The sequence below is a fragment of the Marinomonas sp. 63XJN7_9_ISO-PGPR-S23-217 genome, from assembly GCF_056173515.1.
Map to the genome: position 1 here is coordinate 4112581 of NZ_CM149678.1, position 21929 is coordinate 4134509.

Sequence of the window (21929 nt, forward strand, 5' to 3'; positions counted from 1 at the left end):
TCACCCCTCCTTTCAAACAAAAGACAACACAAGATATCTGCGCCTTTTGGCTTCAATAGTTATCATTATTGTTAACGAGAGCTTATAAGCCTTCTCGTTTCGCTTGCTCCCATAAAACATCTAACTCTTCAAGAGAACAATCAGTTAGGCTTTTTCCACTCTCTGATACTAACGTTTCTATGCGAGCAAAGCGACGACGAAATTTTACATTGGTACGATTTAAAGCCACATCAGGCGACACGTTCAAATGACGCGCCAAATTACTCATGGCAAACAAAACATCGCCCATTTCCGCTTCGATCTGCGCTTGCTCTGCTTGTTGAATGGCTTCTTCTAGTTCGGCTAACTCTTCACGAATTTTGGCAAAAACTGGCGCTACATCTGGCCAATCAAAGCCCACTTTAGCGGCTTTTTTCTGCAATTTATCAGCTTGCATCAACGCTGGCATGGAGACAGGAACCGCAGACAATAGACTCTCTTCTTCATAGGAATGATCTTTGAGAATACCATCGTTAGGAACATTGAGTTGAGAACGCTGACTTTTTAGCCGTTTTTCTTCTGCTTTGATGTGGTCCCACTGACCTCGTAATGCCTCTTGTGAAACTGGGGGAGCCTCTCCAAAACGCGCTAAATCCCCATCAGGAAAAATATGAGGATGGCGACGCAGCATCTTATTGATGATCTCATTGACGACATCATCAAAATCAAAGCGCTGTTCCTCTTTGCCTATTTGTGCGTAAAACACTACTTGAAAGAGTAAGTCGCCAAGCTCTTCCTTTAGATGCTCGTAATCACGACGCTCAATCGCGTCTAACACTTCGTATGCTTCCTCCAAAGTGTAAGGCGCAATGGTCTGATAGGTCTGCTTCTTATCCCAATCACAGCCATGCTCTTTATCCCGCAAACAGGCCATGAGTGTTAATAAGCGATCCATGGACGTCATAGTGGACCCTAACGCACTCAAAAGTCTTTTTCCCTAAACACGTTCAGCACATTGGGTAGCTGATCAATACGATGTAACAGCTTACTCAGCACGCCTAATTCCCCCACCTCTATAGTGAAACGAATTACCGCCGTATGACTTTCTTTTGTCGATAATGTGTTCATGGACAGCAAGTTGACTTTTTCATTCGCCAACAGCGCGGTGATATCATTGAGCAGACCCGTTCGATCATAGGCTTCCACCTGAATGTTCACAGGGTAAAGATTATCCACCTCTTCACCCCAGCTGACTTCTACCATACGTTCAGGCTCTTCACCACTCATCTGAATGATATTCGTGCAATCTTGTTTGTGAATCGATACGCCCCGACCTTGTGTGATGTAACCGACAATCTCATCCCCTGGCACTGGCGAACAACATTTCGCCATTTGTGTCAGCAATTTGCCGACTCCCAAAATATGCACATCATTATCGGAGGATTTATGACGACTTTTCTTCAGTCTAACTGGACGTACGACAGGGGCATTACCATCTAGACTCATCAGGTCATCAATCGCATGAAGCACACGCGATAACTGAATATCACCAGCCCCTAAAGCCACGTAGACTTCATCTGCGTTAGAAAAATTAAAGCGAGAAGATAACTTCATTAAATCAAGACGACTTTCATCTACACCAAGTCGTTTGATCTGCTTATCGAGAATCAGTTTCCCTGCCTCTAAGTTTTTCTCACGATCTTCTTTTCGAAACCAATTTTGAATTTTCGCTCTAGCACGATTGGTTTGCACATAACCAAAGGTAGGATGCAGCCAATCTCGGCTAGGTGATCCTTCCTTCGAGGTAAGAATTTCAACCTTATCGCCAGTTTTAAGATGGGTAACCAAAGAGGCTATTTTGCCGTTTATTTTGGCGCCACGGCAACGATGGCCAATTTCCGTATGCACCCGATAGGCAAAATCGACAGGGGTAGCATTGACTGGCAAATCCACAACATGCCCATCTGGGGTGAACACATAAATACGATCTTGCTCAATTTCACTGCGAATTTGCTCTGATAAAGATTCAAAGTCGTCTTGTACTTCATGGAAGTCCAAAATCGTTCTTAGCCACTGAAGCTTTTCTTCATAGCTTGTGCTATTGGAACTTAAATCCGTTCCCTTGTACTTCCAGTGGGCACACACTCCCAACTCGGCATCTTCGTGCATGGTTTTGGTACGGATCTGAATTTCTAATGCTCGGCCCTGTGGCCCAATAACCGCCGTATGTAAAGACTGATAACCGTTACTTTTTGGGTTACTAATGTAGTCATCGAATTCCTGAGGGATGGGCTTCCATAAATTATGCACCACCCCTAGAACCCCATAGCACTCCATGGTTTCATCCACCAAAATGCGCACCGCTCGTACATCGTACACCTCATCAAAGCCGATGTTTTTGCGCTTCATTTTGCGCCAGATGCTGTAAATATGTTTTGCACGGCCCATTAAATCCGCATGAATATTAATACCTTCTAGACGCTTACGTAGTACGTCAATCACGTCATCGATGTATTGCTGACGATCAAGACGCTTTTCATCCAACCAAGTAGCAATACGCTTGTATTCCAGTGGATAAAGATAGCGAAACGATAAGTCTTCCAACTCCCATTTAATATGACCAATCCCCAAACGATGGGCCAACGGGGCATAAACACTTTGTACTTCTAGGGCAACGGCAACACGACGCGCTTCATCTTGGTGCTTAGCTTCCTTGATGGCGCAAGCACGCTCTGCCAGCTTGATCAACACCACACGCACATCATCGATGATCGACACCAGCATCTTACGCAACGATTCCAGCTGGTTTTCACTGCTACCTAATACTTCCGCGGCGGAATCAAGGGTTAGGTTTTTCGACACCTCTCCCATTCGCACTACGCCTTCAATGATAGAAGCGACTTTACGCCCAAACATATCGACCACACGAGAAATTGGCAGCTGATCTTCTCGAACCACACGGTATAAAGCCGCTGCGACCAAAGAGTCCTGATCGGCACGAAAGCTAGACAGTATCTCGACCATCTCAAGCCCAGCTCGGAAGGTGCTCGCTTGCGGCCCCCAGTAAGAAGGGCGAGGAGACTGAAACTCAGCTTTACGGGCCAGCTCACATGCCATACGTAGCGGCACTCTTGAGCCGTCATCAACTGTATTGGCAAACTGCGCCATCCATAGATCAATATCAACCGTTCCGTCTGCTGAAATCGGGTGATCTTTTCTTACTGTTACCATTGCCTTACCCTTAAAATTACTTCTTTTGCAGTAACATCATAGTCTCTACATGTGAGGTTTGAGGAAACATATCCATCAAACCTGTACGTAAAACACGATATCCTTTCGTGACTAAATATTCAGCATCTCTTGCTAAGGTAGAAGCATTGCAAGAAACGTACAAGATTTGCTTAGGATGCATATTAATTATTGCCTCCAAAAACTCAAATGCCCCCGCACGAGGCGGATCTAACAATACTTTCGTAAACGACATATTAGCAAGTTCTTGATGCACTGGCTTGGTTAAATCGGCGGCAACAAAACGTGCATTGTCAAGATGATTAACCGACGCATTCTCACTCGCCGCCTCAACCATCTCTTCTTGAAGCTCAACCCCCACTACCTGTTTTGCACGCTTAGCCAAAGGCAAAGAAAAGTTACCAACTCCACAAAACAAGTCTAATACGGTATCTTGCTCGCTGGGAGCCAACCAATCCATAGCCTGTGCAACCATTTTTTCATTCATGGGCGCATTAACTTGAATAAAATCTTGAGGATGATAATGCAGTGTTAAACCATCAAGCTGATAAAAACGTCTAGCCCCATCGCCAATCAAGGCCCTTTTCATCTCAGGTGGTTGCCAATACAGTGCGACTTGCTGTTGTTGAGCCCATGCCTCCCACTGAGCTTTGAGGCGATCGTCCAACGCATGAGTTAAACGAAACGTCACGGCAAGGCCTTTGCTGTCCTCTAACAATTCGATATGACCCAATTTTTTGGCCAGATCATCATCAATAAGCGATGTTTTAAGGGACTCGAAAACCGCTTGCAAAGGTGTCGTTAGCACCAAACAACGATCAATTGGAACAATATCACTAGAGGATTTTCCACGAAAACCAAACAGCACCTTCTGTTTTTTGACCTGTACCGATAAACGAGCACGTCGACGATATGCCATCGGCTGATCCGCTAGCACCGATAAGGCATCGTCAGAGTCAACCAATTTTCGAACCTGCCCCTTTAGCCAATCATACTTGGCCTCCAGTTGCTTTTCTTGAACCAAATGCTGAAAGCTGCACCCGCCACACTGGGAAAAGTGTGGACAAGCAGGCGTGATCCGATGCGGACTTTGGTGGACAATCTGCTTGAGTGACGCCTCATCAAAACGACGCCCTGCTTTGCTGACTTGTGCCTCTACCGTTTCACCCGGTAAGGCACCCGAAATGAAGGTGACTTTACCCTGTTGACGAGCCACCCCCTTTGCATCATGCGTTAGCCCGTCAATCTCAAACAACTGGATAGGACCAAGTGACGGGGGACTAGGTGGGCGTCGCGTTGGGTGTCTTCTTCTCAAGGGAATGTCTCTTCAACAAGATAAATATAAAGGATGCCCTATTCTAACGCATATTGGCGCAATACCCTACCTTGCTACATAACGTCACGAGTCAAACACTCCTGTGGATAAATAGCGGTCACCACGATCACACACAATCGCAACAATCACCGCATTATTAAGGACTTTAGACAACTCTAACGCTGCATAAACAGAGCCACCAGACGATACTCCCGCAAAGATCCCTTCTTCTTTAGCTAAGCGTCGCATGGTTATCTCCGCATGGTTTTGCTCGACATCCATCACTCGATCAACTCGTGCTTCGTCAAAGATGGTCGGTAAATACTCTTTCGGCCAGCGGCGAATTCCAGGAATACTGGCCCCATCGGCAGGCTGCAAACCAACAATTTCAATGCTTGGGTTTTGCTCTTTAAGATAATGAGAGACCCCCATAATGGTGCCAGTTGTCCCCATTGAGCTAACAAAGTGAGTGACCGTGCCTTGAGTTTGCTGCCAAATTTCAGGACCCGTTGTTAAATAGTGCGCATTAGGATTGTCCTGATTACCAAACTGATTCAGTACTTTACCAAGGCCTTGCGCTTGCATCTCCATGGCCAGATCCCGCGCTCGCTCCATACCTTCTTCTTTTGTCACCAGATGCAAAACAGCACCATAGGCTGTCATAGCAGATTTACGCTCCTGGCTCATATTGTCAGGCATGATAAGGTGCATTTTATAACCTTTTATCGCCGCTGCCATCGCCAAGGCAATCCCTGTATTACCACTGGTTGCTTCGATCAAGCTATCACCTGGCGCAATCTCACCACGCAGTTCTGCTTGTAAAATCATATTTAATGCGGGACGATCTTTAACCGATCCTGCAGGATTTTGTCCTTCGAGCTTTAATAACACCGTGTTGTTTGGGTTTGGGTTGATTCTTTGCAATCGCACTAAAGGCGTTTGCCCAACAATAGACTCTATACTAGGATATTCAATCATAAAAAACTTCATTGACATTAATGATGTAGGAAAAGAAACTTAACGTTATAACGCATTAAAAAACACTTCATTAAAAGAATAAAATAAGAAAGCGTTATAAACTTAGCTCACACTCTCTTTTCTGGAGCCACTAATGACGAACAACGTCCTAAAATCAGGCACTTTGATGTTGACCATCGCCTTACTAGCAGGCTGTGATTTATTTGAGAGCGATATGGATAAACTATCAGATGACACTCTCAGAGCCAAATGGAAAGAATGCCAAAGCATTAAAGACATATCGCGACTCAAAGCCACGGCCTGTAGTAATTATGAGAAACAATGCAATAAACGCAAAAAAGCAGGAACACTTGCTTGCTACTAGTCAGCTTGCTGACTAGTAGCCACAAAAACAGCAAGCCAAAACGGATCATGACAATATGAAGCCACTGGGAAAGATCAAAACACTTTCACCAAGCAAGACACTCTTTTGGGTCATTTTTACGCCCCCTCTTATCCTTTCATTGGCTGCTGTGTGCTTTTTATTTTTTTCAAGAATAAGTGATTTAGAGCAGCAACTCGACAATAAAGCGCTGATTATTTCCGATTTATTAGTCTCTACCAGCCAAGTAGCGTTGGCTTCAAACAACACCCCTATTTCGCCTCAGCTATTGCAAAATGCCCTAAGCTACGGCGATGTCCACAATATCGAGATTTTTAACAGCAAATACCGCATCGTTGCCGAAACAGGGGCTGCGCCTTACTTACCTTCCCCCACTCTAACAGAGCAAGCAGTCAGTGAGCAAAAAGACGATGCCATTATTCGCATCACTCCGATCTATCATATTATCCCTGCAGAAGTTGATGAAATCAGTGGCCAACCCGATTTTGTCAATTTGCGCACCCCAAATCATTTAATTGGCTGGGTTAAAGTGGAAATAAGCAAAGACAAGCTTGCCATACAAACCTATCAGCTCATTAGTCTTTTGGCCTTGTTCTTCGCGTTTTTCAATAGCATCACCGCCTACATCGCTTGGCAAGCGTCCAATTACTTGGCTCGTCCATCAGAAATCATTACTGGGGCAATCAACAACCTCGTCAAAGGACAATTTGCGTCGGCTAAATCCCTTAAACTTTCTCCCCAATTTAGCTTACTGGAAAAAGGCATTCGAGATTTAGCCGAGCGCTTAGAAAGCCACAAAGAGGAACTTAATGCTGGCATAGAGCAATCTACTGAGGATTTCAGAAGCAATTTGGATAGCCTCGAAGAAAAAAGCGCCCAACTTCATATTGCTAATAAAGAAGCCATGGAGTCCAATCGCCTTAAATCGCAATTTTTAGCCAATATTAGCCATGAAGTTCGCACCCCTCTCAACGCCATCTTGGGCTATACAAAAATACTGCAAAAGAACCTAGTCGACGATCAGCAAAAGATCTATATAGACACTATAGAACAATCGACGAACAGCCTATTAGCCATCATAGGCGACATTCTTGACTTCTCAAAAATTGAAGCTGGCAAACTCAGCTTAGACCATGGCGACGTCAATCTAAGAGAATTAGTTGATGATGTTTATCAAATTCTGAGTGCTAGCTTACTGACCAGTGAAAAACAAATAGACCTCGTGCCGGAATTTTCTGAAGATGTGCCACAGTGGGTTACTGGTGACGCAGTACGCATCAGACAAATCCTTAACAACTTAATCGGTAATGCCATCAAATTCACCCACAAAGGCTCCATTCGAACCAAAGTCACAGTTGTTAAACAAACCAGCGAGCAGCTTTTACTTTCTTTTAAAGTCATCGATACTGGTATCGGCATTCCTGAGAACAAATTAAATCGCCTGTTCAAACCCTTCTCTCAGGTCGATAACAGCACAACACGCCAATTCGGCGGCACAGGGTTAGGACTTGTCATCACCAAAAAGCTCGTTGAACAAATGGATGGCAACATCGATGTTTACAGTGATCAAAAAAATGGCTCCACTTTTTACTTCACGTTGAATCTTCAACCCTCTGAAAAAACCGACCAAACACCGGAAAAACTGAATAAGCAGTTTATTCTACTTGAGCCAAGCCATCTCTATCGCCTTTATCTTACCCATTACCTAAAAAGTATTGGGGTGCAGTGCACCGCTTGCTCCACTTTAGAACAAGTCATCGCCAAATTAGGCCAACAGGACACCGACATTGACGGCCTTTTAATCAGCATCACACCGTCAGACAAAAGCGCCAACGAAGCACATGAGCTAATCAGCTACGCCAGCTTACAATTTCAGATACCCAGCATTTTGATGATCCAACCACCTGGGCAAACAACACACTACCCTGCTCTCAAAGCCATTTGCAGCAGCACGCTACTTAAACCGATCAGTCATAAGCACTTATACCATGCGCTAAAAACCATTTCGTTGCCGATACAAATTGACGCGGCGACGCCTTTATTGCCAAAGCAACAACCCAACATTGCCGAAGCACAAACACCAATAGCGTCTCAACCAGCCATAGATTCCCAAGCACAACAAACTGAGTCAGAGCAGCAAATACATGGTTTGAAAGTGCTTGCTGTAGACGACACCCCCATTAACTTGCAGCTTATGTCTCATTGGCTAACCCCTAACGGCATTGAAGTCACCTTGGCATACAGTGGACAACAAGCCATCAATATTGCCAAAGAAAACACCTTTGATCTCATCCTCATGGACATCCAGATGCCAGAAATGGATGGAATTGAAACCACAAAACAGCTACGTACTCTTGAAGCCTACCAAGATATTCCCATCATTGCCGTCACCGCCCATGCCCTCGGTATAGAACGAGAAAAAATGCTGCTTAGTGGCATTAACGCCTATCTAACAAAGCCCATTGATGAAAATATTTTATTAAACACCATCGTGAAATGGTGTACCAAAAAAGGCAATTATCAAGAACAACTCAATAGCGAAATAGCCAACGCCTTTGATGTAAACAAAGCGCTAGAGATTGTGAATCATAAAACCGACATTGCTAAAGAAATGTTCGATATGTTGGCAGATACCCTAGAAGACGAGAAACGCCTTATTAAGCACCATTTCGAACACCAAGACCTTGAAAAACTAATCCATGTTGTGCACCGCATCCATGGTGCGTCCAAATACACGGGCACCATCAATATGACACGACACGCAGGCTATTTAGAAACACATTTAAAAGAGTTGGGGTTTGAGGAGGTCGAGGGTGTCCTTGAAGACTTCTTGGACGCCATCGATCAGGTCATTAATGCCAGACCTTGGATTAAATGGCCTCAAGAATAACAAAGGCTTGTGCATAGGCCTTTTCGTCGGTCAAACTCAAATGCCAGTTTATAGGATGATCAAAACGTGCCGCTATTTCATCATCAACCCATAATGTAGGCTGACCTGACGGCAAATTGCGCACAGAAAAATGCTGAAAGCTCACACCACGGCCAATCCCAGTGCCAAGTGCCTTCACCGCCGCCTCTTTTGCAGCAAAGCGCTTAGCAACAAAGGCGTTCCCATTGTCTACATTGCTAATCGCCGCCCACTGGGCTTTTTCTTCAGCGGTTAAAATACGATCAATAAACCGCTCTCCTAAACGCTCAATTGACTTTGCCATCCGCGCAATATCCACTAAATCGGTACCTATACCAACAATCACCTTCAACCTCTATCAATATCAATGTCTTTATATAGCGCGGAAGATGGGCACCCCTAAAAGCCGCTCCCCTTGAAAAGTCTGCTTTGGCAGTAAACGCCGAGCCGTAACAGGCTTGCCATTTAATAGACTGTCCAACCAAGCCCTATGCAACTCCTTCGCCAAACTCAGCACCTGCTTATCCGACCAATGGCCAGCATGATAATCTAGTGCAACTTTCCCCTCAACAAACAACAGTGGTGTCAGTTTTGGAATATCCCCAAAGTAAGGACGTAAACCAAATTTTTCATGGAATTGATACAGCTGCTTGGGATCAAGCGGTTCTCCACGCCCTGTAGCCGACAAGTTAATCGCCGACCCCAACTCACTAAACAGACCCACTTCAAAACGCCGCAGTAAAGGGGCAATTGCTACCCCAGAATGCAAGTTTTCAATCAGCCACTGATAGAGGTAATACACATCCGACAAAGGTAAGTTCAAAGGCAGCAACTTAGACAGAATCTCATGAGCATATAAAGCCGCATACAGAGGCATACCCTCTAATGATCTCTGTCGTTGCAGACTTTCCATGCTTTTCAAGGTTTTAAGCTCACCTCGTCCGGTTAACTCAACTTCAAAACACAAAAAAGGCCCAGGTATAACCCGAGCCTCTTTTTTTGGTAAGCGCCATACACCACGCACTAACCCTTGCTCAAGACTCAACAAATCCACCAGAATTTTACTGTCTTGAAAAGGACGTGTATGAATAACATACGCACTGGCACGCATTCTACCTACCCTTCTTAAACATCCACACTACTCTTCTTGATACCCTAAGCTCGCCAAGGCGCGCTCGTCATCGGACCAGCCAGAACGAATTTTAACCCATAAATTCAACATCACTTTATGCTGAAATAAGTTTTCCATGTCAATACGGGCTTCTTTACCAATCAGTTTAATTTTCTCACCACGCTCACCGATAATGATGCGCTTTTGCCCATTTCTCTCAACCAAAATTAATGCACTGATGTGTATTGCCGTTTCTTCATAGACAAACTCTTCAATCTGCACCGCAACTTCATAAGGCACTTCCTGCCCCAATTGGCGAGTAATTTTCTCACGTACAATTTCGGCCGCCAAAAAACGTGAGCTGCGATTGGTAATTTGGTCTTCTGGATAAAACGCAACCCCTTCAGGGATATAGCTTTCCACCAAGCGCTCAAGACGGTCCAAATTATTGTTGCGCAATGCAGAAATAGGCACAACTTGCGCAAATTCCATACGCTCAGATAAGTTCGCTAAACGCGGTAAAATCGTTTCCTTTTCTTTAACTTGATCCACTTTATTGACCACAAGAACCACAGGGCAGCGAGCATACTTCACTTTTTGCAACACGGATTCGTCTTCTTCGGTCCAACGATCGACATCCACCACAAACAAAATCACATCCACGTCTTTCAGAGCGGCCGTGGCGGTTTTATTCATAAAACGGTTGATTGCTTTGGTTTCACCAAGATGCAATCCTGGGGTATCCACATAAATTGCCTGAATATGCCCCTCTGTTTTTACCCCTAATATCTGATCACGAGTTGTCTGAGGCTTACGAGAGGTAATCGATAATTTTTGCCCAAGAATATGATTGAGTAAGGTTGACTTACCAACATTAGGACGACCGACTATCGCCACATAACCACAATGAGTAATCTCAACTTCAGACATTATTTTTGTTCCAATAATTTAAGGGCGGCTGCCGCAGCATTTTGCTCCGCAATGCGACGACTATTACCTGTACCTTCTATCGCCTGATCACAAAGCTCAACCAGACAGTGCACATGAAACGTTTGATCATGGGGCTCCCCCAGAATTTCGACGACCTCATACTGTGGCAAGGCATGTTTACGAGCCTGTAAAAACTCCTGCAAACGTGTCTTGGCATCCTTGGTTACTACCTTAAGAGAGGTTGCATCCAAGCGATCTTTGTACCAAGCTAATATATGCTGCCGGGATACATCCATCCCGGCATCCAGATACATGCCACCGATAATACCTTCTACCGCATCGGCTAAAATAGAGTCCCGACGAAACCCTCCGCTTTTCAGCTCTCCAGCTCCCAGCTTTAAAAAGTCCCCTAGCTGAAATTCGCGAGCTAACTCCGCTAAGGTGTCGCCTTTTACCAAGGAAGCTCTTAGTCGACTTAACTCGCCTTCCTTCGCCTTTGGAAAGCGATGGAACAACTCTTCAGCTATGACATAATTTAAAATGGAGTCACCCAAAAATTCAAGGCGCTCATTGTTTTTGCCACCAAAACTGCGGTGCGTCAGCGCCAATTCGAGTAATCCAAGGTCGGCGAAAAAGTACCCTATTCGCCGACACAACTTCTGATACAGTGAACTCAAAATCTCTCCAACATTATTTAATCAAACCGTTATATTCAAAACTTGGAAGACTGAAAAACTTATTCCAATACAGCCATACATAAAAAGCTCGACCTTTTAGATCAGACTCTGGCACAAATCCCCACACTCGACTATCAGCGCTATTATCACGATTATCACCCATCACGAAATAGTGGCCTTTTGGCACCACATAATCCCCTTGGAGTGGGTTTGGATAGTGATTGTTATAGATATAATGAACCGTGCCGTCTAAGTCTTCTTTAAACAAACTCACCGCCTCTTGGTTTTGGTCTGGTGAGGGTGGTAAATCCGCAATAAACTGTTTGCTTACCTGTTTGCCATTGATCTTAAGAATTTTATTGTGATAGCTAATATGGTCCCCAGGCAAACCCACTACCCGTTTAATATAGTTGATACTCGGATCTCGTGGGTATTTAAAGACAATCACATCGCCACGCTTTGGCTCCGTTGTTTTGATCAAGGTGGTATTCAATACAGGCAAACGAATACCATAATCAAACTTATTCACTAGAATAAAATCACCAATTTTCAATGTCGGCAACATTGAACCAGACGGGATCTGAAAAGGCTCCACTATAAAGGATCGCACAATAAAGATGACCGCAATGATGCCAAAATACGACTTCACTTCTAATACAAATTTCGGTGTATTCGCTAATCGCTCTTTTTCCGCTTTACTCAGTGCTGAGCGCGCCTCTTCTGGCATACCAGCCAACAAGGCTTTACGTTTTGGCGCAAAAACCAGTCGATCATACAACCAAAACGCCCCGGTAATTAAAAAAGCCAAGGTCAGTATCAACTCGAAATCAAAACTCATACATCTGTCTCCATTACGGCGCACACTGTGGGTGGGCCAAATCTAGGTTCATGCTGCGCTTAGCTATCTATTTGCAATGCTGCAAGGAAGGCGGATTGTGGAACTTCCACATTACCAACCTGCTTCATGCGTTTTTTACCTTCTTTCTGTTTCTGTAACAGTTTCTTCTTACGGCTTACATCGCCACCGTAGCACTTAGCAATTACGTTTTTACGCAAGGCTTTTACAGTTGTACGAGAAATGACTTTGGCGCCAACAGCCCCTTGAATCGCCACATCAAACATCTGACGCGGAATCAACTCTTTCATTTTTTCACACAAAGCACGGCCTTTATATTGCACATTATCTTTATGCATGATCAACGCCAAAGCGTCCACACGTTCACCGTTAATCAGAATATCTAAACGGCATAATGGAGCGGGTGCAAAATGCGAAAAACTGTAATCCAATGATGCAAATCCACGGCTACAAGATTTCAACTTATCAAAGAAATCCATCACCACTTCGTTCATCGGTAATTCATAACGCAATTGCACTTGCTTACCAGCAAACTGCATATCTTTTTGGACACCGCGCTTTTCGACACATAAGGTAATCACACTACCCAGGTATTCCTGCGGCACTAAAATATTGGCTTCTACAATCGGCTCACGCATTTCCTTGATCGAACCGGGGTCTGGCATCTTAGAAGGGCTATCAACATTAATGACCTGACCATTTGCCAATTCGACCTCAAAAATAACCGTCGGTGCGGTCGTAATTAAATCAAGATCGTATTCACGTTCTAAACGCTCTTGAATGATTTCCATGTGTAGCATCCCCAAGAAGCCACAACGGAAACCAAAACCTAATGCATCGGAACTTTCGGGTTCAAAGAAAAGTGAGGCATCATTCAAGGTTAATTTATCCAGAGCCACACGAAAATCTTCATAATCATCAGCACTGACAGGGAACAGACCGGCATACACTTGAGGTTTCACCTTTTGGAAACCCGCTAATTGGGCAACGTCCGGAGTGGCAGCGTGGGTAATAGTATCCCCCACTGGTGCACCATGAATGTCTTTGATCCCAGCAACAACAAACCCTACTTCACCCGCTTTGAGAACATCGGTTTCTTTACGCTTCGGAGTGAAAATACCAGCCATATCCACAAGGTGCGCTTGCTTAGTCGATTTAATAAAAATCTTGTCTTTTTTGCGCAAAGTACCTTGTTTAATACGCACTAAAGACACAACGCCTAAGTAGTTATCGAACCAAGAGTCAATAATAAGAGCTTGTAATGGCGCATCTATATCCCCTTCCGGTGGCGGAATGGTTGCGACTAATCGCTCTAATACATCCTCAACTCCCATTCCTGTTTTGGCAGAACAGGTTACGGCATTCATAGCATCGATACCGATGATTTCTTCAATCTCGCCGCTCACACGCTCAGGTTCAGCTTGAGGTAGATCGATTTTGTTCAATACAGGCATAACCTCAAGGCCTTGATCAATCGCAGTGTAACAGTTCGCTACGGATTGAGCTTCCACGCCCTGCGCTGCATCCACCACCAAAAGCGCCCCTTCACAGGCAGCTAATGAACGGGAGACTTCGTAGGAAAAATCCACATGTCCCGGTGTATCGATGAAGTTCAGTTGATAGGTTTGACCATCTTTGGCATGGTAATCCAAGGTCACACTTTGTGCCTTAATAGTAATGCCACGCTCGCGCTCAATGTCCATAGAGTCAAGAACCTGCGCCGACATTTCACGCTCACTCAACCCCTCACAGATTTGGATAAAACGGTCTGCTAGGGTCGACTTTCCATGATCAATATGGGCAATAATACTGAAATTGCGTATGTGCTTAAGATTTTTTGAAGACACTATTTACTCACACTTTAAAAGCGATATTTGGTTGAATACGGCGTTCTTTATTCGAGATTGCTGTCCTTGGGTCGCTTATTGCCAAAATAAAAAAACACTATGACGGCAAGCGTCACAACAAAATACGAACCAGACGGCATTCGGATCAGAAATTGGCGAGCATTCTACCGAAAATCAACCAAGGACTCCATTTATTTAAATGAACAAACAGACAAAGTCATCATAAATAACACAGTTAAAATCAGGGTAAAACGATCCCCCGTTGTTTTAAGACACGTTCAACCGTATCCACTGTCGCTTGTGTATGAGCATCAATTTCTAAATTCACTTTATCGCCCGCGTTGAGCTGACCAAAGGTGGTTAAACGAAGGGTTTCTGGAATCAACGACACTTCAATCCAATCATCCCCTATGTCACTAATGGTTAAACTGGCACCATTGAGGCCAACATAACCTTTATCGAACAAGTAACGTCGTGCATCCACTTCATCTTGACGATCAATCACAAAACGAATATGCACACTTTCGTTGATCTGCTCTACTCGCGACACGGTTACCGTGGTCATGATATGCCCAGACATAACATGCCCGCCCACTTCGTCGCCCATTTTGGCTGCACGCTCAAAATTAATGTTGTCGCCGTCATTCAATAAACCGATATTGGTTAATTTGAGGGTGGTATCAATAACATCAAAGGATAAAACATCCTGCTTGATTTCAGAAACGGTTAGGCAGACACCATTGATCGCGACACTGGCGCCCAACTGTTGATCTAACATCGTGCCCATCGGAAACTCTATGGCCAGTTTTTTATTCCGACCGTCCGCTTTAAGAGATTTAACGACCGCAACACCTTGAACAATTCCGGTAAACATAAGAAGCCTTTCACACCATTTATCATTGATCAGAACCTATACAATACGGGCAACTTATGCTCAACTGGAGAAGAATTAATCACCTCCGCACAAAGCACCGCCAACTCTACCTTCACAAGAGTTATCATAGATTCACTAATAGGGTTATCCACAGCATGCGGGGATAACAAATCGTAACACTCATTATCTTGAGTTATGCGTCTAAAATCCTCTTTTTCAAGCTGCTTTATGTGTCAAACACCCTAATGAACCATTCATTTACTTTACTATTTAGACCAGCCCTGAGACGAAAAAGCCGCTTTAGTTAGCGGCTCAATCTCTGCAACATGACAAATGAAGCTAAGAGGACTTATTTATTCAACGCCTCAATCATATCTTGAGTCACTAAAGTAATACCGTCAGAATTACGATAAAAACGTGCAGAATCCGCAGCTGGATCTTCCCCAATGATGGTTCCTTCTGGAATCCGACAGTCAGAATCCACAACCACACGATGAAGACGGCAATGACGCCCAATATCGCAGCGAGGCAGTATCACAGATTTATTCACATGAGAGTATGAATTCACACGTACGTTATTAAAAAGAATCGACTGTTCGACCGTTGAGCCAGAAACAATACAACCAGCAGACACCACGGAATTTAGCGCAGTACCGATGCGTTCTTCATAATTATAGTTAAACTTCGCTGCCGGACGCTGGTACTGTGCAGTACGAATTGGCCAGCTTTCATCATACAAATCCAACTCAGGCACCAACTTAGTCAAATCCATATTTGACTCCCAATAAGCCGTCAAAGTCCCCACATCTCGCCAATAAGGCTTTTGTGGATAACTTTCGTTTGGAATAACACTATGGGAAAAGTGATGGGCTTTTATTTTAGAGCGGCCAACAAAGATCGGAATAAGGTCTTTACCAAAATCATGGCTGGAGTCGTCATCCTTTGCATCAGAGCGTAAATTGTCACATAAGAACTTGGTATTAAAAATGTAGATTCCCATACTCGCAAGAGCAACATTGGGATTACCTGGCATGGTTGGAGGATGGGTCGGTTTTTCCTCAAAAGCGATGATATTATCGTCCTCATCCACATGCATAATGCCAAATTGATCGGCCTCTTGGATGGGGACTTCAATACAGGCCACAGTCACATCAGCACCGCTTTCGATATGTTCTTTCAACATCAAACTGTAATCTTGTTTGTACACATGATCACCCGCCAGAATGAGCATGTATTCACTCCCCAGACCATCAATCATGGCTAAGTTCTGATACACCGCATCGGCCGTTCCACGATACCAATCTCCCCCCGTTTGTTGCTGGGCTGGCCAAAGTTCAATAAATTCATTGAAGTCTGAACGTAAAAAGTTCCAGCCTCGCTGTACATGCTGATTCAAAGTATGGGAACGATATTGAGTCAGCACGGCAATTCGGCGCATGCCCGAATTGATGCAATTAGAGAGTGGAAAATCAATGATCTTGTACTTACCTGCAATGGGAACAGCAGGCTTCGCACGGTTGTCGGTTAATTGCTTCAGCCTTGAGCCACGCCCACCCGCTAAAATAATTGACAGGGTTTTCATGCATGCAGTGTTTAAATCCATATTTCACCCTTAAATATTATCTGCTAACTCTACATTGTTTTATATTTAGGTATACTCTTGAGACTGTGCTAAATCAATAAGATACTTATATGAAGAAGATTCTATTTGCTGCATCCGAAATACATCCTTTAATCAAAACTGGTGGGCTTGCTGATGTTGCAGGCGCACTCCCCATAGCGCTTAGAAAAAAGGGTCTCGATGTCAAACTCATAATGCCAGCTTACCAAGGCATACTCGACCAAGTCGAGCCTATTTATCATAGCATCAACTTGGGAAATCCGTTTGGTGTTGGCGATATTATTCTCTTAGAAACTCGCCCCCATAAGAATGACATTCCTATTTGGCTTGTACAATGTCAAGCACTTTATGAGCGTGATGGCGGACCTTACCTAGATACGAATGGCCTAGATTATGTCGATAATCACTTGCGTTTTGGCGCCTTTTCTTGGGCGATTGCCATGCTGGCTCAGCATGGCAATCTGTTCGGATGGCAAGCCGACATTCTTCATCTAAACGATTGGCAAACTGGATTTGCCGCAGCCTATTTAGCAAGCTGGAAGCTCGATCACCTGCCCATTGTCAGCACCATTCACAACCTACGTTACAATGGCAGTTTTGATATGGCTAAATACGGTGACATGCGCCTCTCCAACGAATTATTAGACATACACGGCATGGAGTTTTATGGTCGTTTTTCCGGACTTAAAGCAGGGTTGGTCTACGCTGATCGCATCACCACCGTCAGCCCAACTTATGCAAAAGAAATTCTCACCAGCGAATACGGCGATGGAATGGATGGCACACTGCGGGCCATGCGCCATAAACTATCAGGCATTCTAAATGGCGTAGACTATGATCAATGGTCACCAGAAAAAGACGATCACATTACCACACGCTATTCGCCAGACACCATTGAGAAAAAATTGGACAATAAACTGGCTTTATTAAGAGAAAACGGCCTTTCAGAAGACCCAACTAAACTGGTCTTTGGGGTGGTGAGTCGACTCACGGAACAAAAAGGCTTGGATCTGATCCTTGAGGCCATTCCATCAGTACTTAACAAGGGAGCCCGTTTAATCATTCTTGGTTCGGGTGATAGCGCTCTTGAGACAGCCTATCAAGCCTTACAAGCGTCCTACCCTGAACAAGTGACCATTCGCATTGGCTACGACGAAGCGTACTCACATCGTATTCAGGCTGGCGTTGACGCACTACTGATACCATCTCGATTTGAGCCCTGCGGTTTAACACAGTTGTATGCGCTAAAATACGGCACGCTTCCTGTTGTTAGAAAAACAGGAGGATTGGCTGACACTATCTTTGAGGACACCGAACAAGCCAATGGTTTTGTCTTTGAAAACGCCACGGCACTGGATTTAAGTAAAGCACTTGAGCGCTGCTTAACTTACTTTGCTGATATGCAAGCATGGCGAACACGACAATTCAACGCCATGCAGTATGATTTCAGTTGGGAAACCGTCACCGATGAGTGGATAGAACTTTATAATCAGCTTATTCGATAAAGCGTCGACAACGGAGTTATTTCTGTAGAAGAAGCACAATCGAATTGTGTTTCTTCACATTTTCCTACTGCTATTCTTTTTCCAACCTTATACTCTGCGTCAACCATAGGCTCATTCCTGAAGCTTCAGACTCGTTTAAGGAAGGGATTGAAATGCTTTTGCCTCTTTTACATGGGTTGCATCCCACTCTTTTAAGCCTTTCATCAAAGACGCCTCTGCGACGCCGTCCTGACGCATATCCCGCAGTGCCTTCGCAATTTTTTGTTTCAGTTCATCTGTATTACAAGGCGAATCTTTAGACATGGTCAAATACAAGCCTTCACTACTAATAGATGGCTCGACGGGCACGATTTTCCCACTCAAACCAAGCATTGCGACATAAGCCTCTCCAGGGTTTTTCTCGTATAGTACATAATCGACACGATCTGCAGCGAGCATCAAAAACGCCTGAGACAAACTGGCCACACTGAGAATATTGAGGTGGCGCTGGGCAAATTCATCAAACACCTGCCCAAAACTGTTATTAATCACCGTCACACCCCATTTTCCAATCAGGTCCTCTTTGGAGTGAAACGGAAATTGATTGCCTTTTCTCTGCCAAACGACACTCGTGGTATGCAATATTACCGGGGAAAAATAGTCCATATAATCCGCACGGGCACTGGTATAAAAGGCGCCAGCCATCAAATCAATACGACCACTTTTCACTTCCGATTGCGCTCTGGACCACGGACCAACATGTTCCAACTTAATTGGCACACCAATGCGCTTACTCAATGCCTCGATAAAGAAGGCATTCGCCCCTAATAAATCATGATCATTGTTCGGGCTACGCCATAAAAAGGGTGGATACTCAGAGTTGCCCGTCGCAGTCAACGAGTGGCACTGCTCTTTACTCGTTGACGTCTGAGCCAAAACGCTTTGGGCCCCCAATAAGACCCCTAAGAGTCCCATCAATGGCACAATGCGCAAAAGCTGTTTATTGTGTAAACGCATAACCTGAGAACACTCCTCAAACAAACACCAATTAGGTGGCAAACTCATCAGCAACAAATAAAGCATACAATGAAAATGAATTTATGCATTACTTTGTATGACATCTTTTCTAAAAAGGCCAGAAGCACGAACTCGAACTGGTGGGTTGAGTCCCCTCAATAAAGGCTAAGGACTCACGATTTTTACAACGTTTTGCGGCTATTTCAAACGAATCATCCAGAACATCATACCTTACCGCGCCATTAGGCAATGTTTCAGGTAAGGAGCGAGGGTTCATGTGTTGAGTAAAATCAATCCACACCTTTTGTGCTCCAGTGGCCCCCGTAATATCCAAAGGCGCATTATCATCATCTCCCAGCCAAACCGTACTGGCATAATCCCCCGTAATCCCCTCGAACCAACTATCCCGCTGGCCATTAGACGTCCCCGTCTTTGCTGCAAACGTCAAATCAGGAAAAGCATGCTGAGCCGCCTGAGCGGTACCAATTTCCGGAACTTTAGTCATCCCATCCAGCGTGACCGCCAATAAAGCATCCGTGAAAGGTACTTTGGTTGAGCGGTCAAAACGCTTTAATAAATGATCATGTTGATCCATGACGGCCAACACCACCCCAAGCTCACTACTTTTTCCACGAGAGGCAATCGGTTGATACATACGCGCCACCTCAAAAGGCGATAACTCAAGTGCGCCCAACGCCATAGCCGGATGCATAGTAAACGGGCGCTTCACCCCTAGTTGTCGAAGGGTATCACCGACTCGATCAAAGCCAATTTGCTGAGCCAAATTCACCGTCGCTAAGTTATAAGAGTGGGCCATGGCCTCATATAGATGCACCACACCATGAGTCTTACGCGAGTAATTTTCAGGTTCCCAAATCTGACCATCAACATTAAAGCGCATGCGCTTGTCATCGATGCGACTCCACCAAGTATAGTGCCCTGTGGCTAATGCAGCCATATACAAAGGTGGTTTCACCAAAGAACCAATGGGCCTTACCGCCCCCAGCGCTCGATTGAACCCTGAATACTGTTTATCGCTAGACCCCACCACAGCACGTACCTGACCATTTTGCCGATCCGTCACCACCATGGCCCCTTGCAAGCCAGCCAAACGTTTGTCATGTTTTTCAAGAAGTGCAACCTGACGCCGCATAGCTCGCGTCGCTGCTAACTGAGCACGAATGTCAACACCAGTATAAATGCGCAAGTTTTTCGTCGCTAAGGTCTCTTTGTCAAAATCCCGAGACAACTGCAAAGATACAAGGTCTAAATAATCACCATAAATTGAACGGGTCCTACGTTTGTCCGCTAAATGAATGGGCTGCTTCACCAGTATTTGATAGTCTGTGGGCGTCAACCGTCCTTGATCTTTTAAAATCGCTAAAACAGTATTACGTCTTGATAGCGCTCTTTTGGGGTGACGCTCAGGGTTATAGTAAGAAGGCCCTTTCACCATGCCCACCAGTAGCGCCATTTCGTCAATATTCAGCTCTTTTAGAGGTCGACCAAAAAAGTGCTGACTGGCTGCTGCAAAACCATGTAACCCTTCATTGCCCACTTGCGCCAAGTACACTTCATTCATATAAGCGGTAATAATCTCTTGCTTGGAGTAGTGATACTCCAACAATAAACTCATGACGACCTCTGTCAGCTTTCGCGTGTAAGTGCGCTCAGAGCTTAAAAACATGTTTTTTACTAACTGCTGGGTCAAGGTAGATCCCCCTTGACGACGAGAGTCATGAGTAAGGTTGACCCATGCCGCCCGCGCAATCCCCGTCAAAGAAATCCCCCAGTGGTGGAAAAAATCTCTGTCTTCCACCGTGGTTAAAATATCAATTAAGGACTTGGGAATATCATGATAGGTTAAGATTTGCCGGCGCTCAGTGTTACCACCATATAAGAAGCCAATACGCTGAGGTTCAATACTGGCTTCTGCCACTGGCTCACCGCTTAAGGACTGAATTTGTAGCTTGCCATCCACAAACGAGAAAATACGCCTTTCACTAGGATGAAAGCCGTTGTAGTAGACATAAGATCTTAAGTGGGCACTCACTTTTGTACGACTTCTTGCCGCCCAGCCGACTTTTTGGCTGTTACGACCAAAACGATAACCCGTTTCTTTCAACAATGATTCAAGTTCCGCTTTTTTCCAAGGGGCGCCACTTTTCAAATAAATCGGTGCACTCAGTACTTCAGAAGGCACTTGCCATTTTTGGCCTTCAAAACGCGTCACCACCTTTTGATCCAGCCACCAGACCCAAATAGCAAAAGGAATACTGCCGATCAAACAAAGCACTAGCCCCCATTTAAAAAATGCACGCCATGCTCGCCCCAAAAATCCACGGGATTTTTTCGGGGGAGATTTCTTTTTCGTTTTTGAAGTCATAGACTTACGAGAAGGTTTCGAAGGGGGTTTAATAGCCATGGTGCCAAGTATAAGTAGCTTGGCAAAGGCAAGCAACATGACAGAGCAACAAACAGAAACTCTTTATACCAAACGTAAAAAAAGATACCTTTGTTACCTTGATATTGACAAGGTATAGGGTAATCTGACATTTTCACCCCCTAGGGAAAATAACAGTCATGGAGAGTAAGGACGTGATGAGCGACACGAAACGACAATACATTAATGCCATAACCACACAATATGATGGCTTGATTCAGTACAATAGTATCAGTATGACAAGAGTAATGTTCCTTA

General features: G+C 44.6%; 17 protein-coding genes. 3 read left to right on the forward strand and 14 right to left on the reverse strand.

All coding sequences use genetic code 11. The features are described 5' to 3' along the window. Nucleotides 1-82 precede the first annotated feature (82 nt). The 4 genes from mazG to cysM form a co-directional block, all read right to left on the reverse strand. Complete coding sequence (gene mazG / locus AC0VYI_RS19330) at nt 83-943, reverse strand: nucleoside triphosphate pyrophosphohydrolase (protein WP_475444927.1); 861 nt, start codon at nt 941-943, stop codon at nt 83-85. Nucleotides 944-960: 17 nt separating this feature from the next. Then, the gene (gene relA, locus AC0VYI_RS19335; RefSeq protein ID WP_199474311.1) at nt 961-3210 is read right to left on the reverse strand and encodes a GTP diphosphokinase; all 2250 of its coding nucleotides are present in this window, start codon (nt 3208-3210) and stop codon (nt 961-963) included. Nucleotides 3211-3226: 16 nt separating this feature from the next. Continuing rightward, nucleotides 3227-4543, reverse strand: coding sequence for a 23S rRNA (uracil(1939)-C(5))-methyltransferase RlmD (gene rlmD, locus AC0VYI_RS19340; protein WP_475444930.1), 1317 nt, complete (start codon nt 4541-4543; stop codon nt 3227-3229). 84 nt (nt 4544-4627) lie between these two features. Further along, nucleotides 4628-5521, reverse strand: coding sequence for a cysteine synthase CysM (gene cysM, locus AC0VYI_RS19345; RefSeq protein WP_475444932.1), 894 nt, complete (start codon nt 5519-5521; stop codon nt 4628-4630). Between the two features lie 133 nt (nt 5522-5654). Here cysM and AC0VYI_RS19350 point away from each other — a divergent pair, with 133 nt between their 5' ends. Both AC0VYI_RS19350 and AC0VYI_RS19355 read left to right on the forward strand, forming a co-directional pair. After that, a complete protein-coding gene (locus tag AC0VYI_RS19350) occupies nt 5655-5885 on the forward strand; it encodes a hypothetical protein (RefSeq protein ID WP_199474298.1) in 231 nt (76 codons plus the stop codon). 55 nt (nt 5886-5940) lie between these two features. Next, nucleotides 5941-8793 (forward strand): response regulator, encoded by a 2853-nt coding sequence (locus tag AC0VYI_RS19355; RefSeq protein WP_475444933.1) that lies wholly within the window; start codon nt 5941-5943, stop codon nt 8791-8793. On the opposite strand, the gene acpS is transcribed toward AC0VYI_RS19355, so the two are convergent. The 8 genes from acpS to glgC all read right to left on the reverse strand — a co-directional run bounded on the left by acpS (nt 8774) and on the right by glgC (nt 16709). Beyond that, a complete protein-coding gene (gene acpS / locus AC0VYI_RS19360) occupies nt 8774-9157 on the reverse strand; it encodes a holo-ACP synthase (protein WP_475444935.1) in 384 nt (127 codons plus the stop codon). The genes AC0VYI_RS19355 and acpS overlap by 20 nt on opposite strands. Nucleotides 9158-9184: 27 nt before the next feature. Then, the gene (recO, locus tag AC0VYI_RS19365; protein WP_475444936.1) at nt 9185-9922 is read right to left on the reverse strand and encodes a DNA repair protein RecO; all 738 of its coding nucleotides are present in this window, start codon (nt 9920-9922) and stop codon (nt 9185-9187) included. A gap of 27 nt (nt 9923-9949) precedes the next feature. Continuing rightward, the gene (gene era, locus AC0VYI_RS19370; protein ID WP_199474290.1) at nt 9950-10852 is read right to left on the reverse strand and encodes a GTPase Era; all 903 of its coding nucleotides are present in this window, start codon (nt 10850-10852) and stop codon (nt 9950-9952) included. Then, on the reverse strand, nt 10852-11529 hold the full coding sequence (gene rnc / locus AC0VYI_RS19375) for a ribonuclease III (protein WP_199474288.1): 678 nt from the start codon (nt 11527-11529) through the stop codon (nt 10852-10854). Before rnc ends, era begins: the two co-directional genes overlap by 1 nt. A 13-nt stretch (nt 11530-11542) precedes the next feature. Continuing rightward, entirely contained in the window at nt 11543-12367 is an 825-nt protein-coding gene (gene lepB, locus AC0VYI_RS19380; RefSeq protein WP_199474286.1) for a signal peptidase I, read from the reverse strand. 59 nt (nt 12368-12426) lie between these two features. Next, the gene (gene lepA / locus AC0VYI_RS19385) at nt 12427-14232 is read right to left on the reverse strand and encodes a translation elongation factor 4 (RefSeq protein WP_199474284.1); all 1806 of its coding nucleotides are present in this window, start codon (nt 14230-14232) and stop codon (nt 12427-12429) included. A gap of 241 nt (nt 14233-14473) precedes the next feature. After that, complete coding sequence (locus tag AC0VYI_RS19390) at nt 14474-15106, reverse strand: riboflavin synthase subunit alpha (protein WP_199474282.1); 633 nt, start codon at nt 15104-15106, stop codon at nt 14474-14476. Nucleotides 15107-15455: 349 nt separating this feature from the next. Further along, nucleotides 15456-16709: a glucose-1-phosphate adenylyltransferase gene (gene glgC / locus AC0VYI_RS19395; RefSeq protein ID WP_199474280.1), complete on the reverse strand. Its 1254-nt coding sequence runs from the start codon at nt 16707-16709 to the stop codon at nt 15456-15458. An 89-nt stretch (nt 16710-16798) separates the two neighbouring features. Between glgC and glgA the strand changes: the two genes are divergently transcribed. Next, the gene (gene glgA / locus AC0VYI_RS19400) at nt 16799-18232 is read left to right on the forward strand and encodes a glycogen synthase GlgA (protein WP_475444940.1); all 1434 of its coding nucleotides are present in this window, start codon (nt 16799-16801) and stop codon (nt 18230-18232) included. A 135-nt stretch (nt 18233-18367) separates the two neighbouring features. On the opposite strand, the gene AC0VYI_RS19405 is transcribed toward glgA, so the two are convergent. Together AC0VYI_RS19405 and AC0VYI_RS19410 are read right to left on the reverse strand one after the other, a co-directional pair. Then, nucleotides 18368-19228, reverse strand: a complete 861-nt coding sequence (locus AC0VYI_RS19405) for a substrate-binding periplasmic protein (RefSeq protein WP_233407491.1) — start codon at nt 19226-19228, stop codon at nt 18368-18370. A gap of 109 nt (nt 19229-19337) precedes the next feature. Beyond that, entirely contained in the window at nt 19338-21524 is a 2187-nt protein-coding gene (locus AC0VYI_RS19410; RefSeq protein WP_475444942.1) for a transglycosylase domain-containing protein, read from the reverse strand. Nucleotides 21525-21929 lie beyond the last annotated feature (405 nt).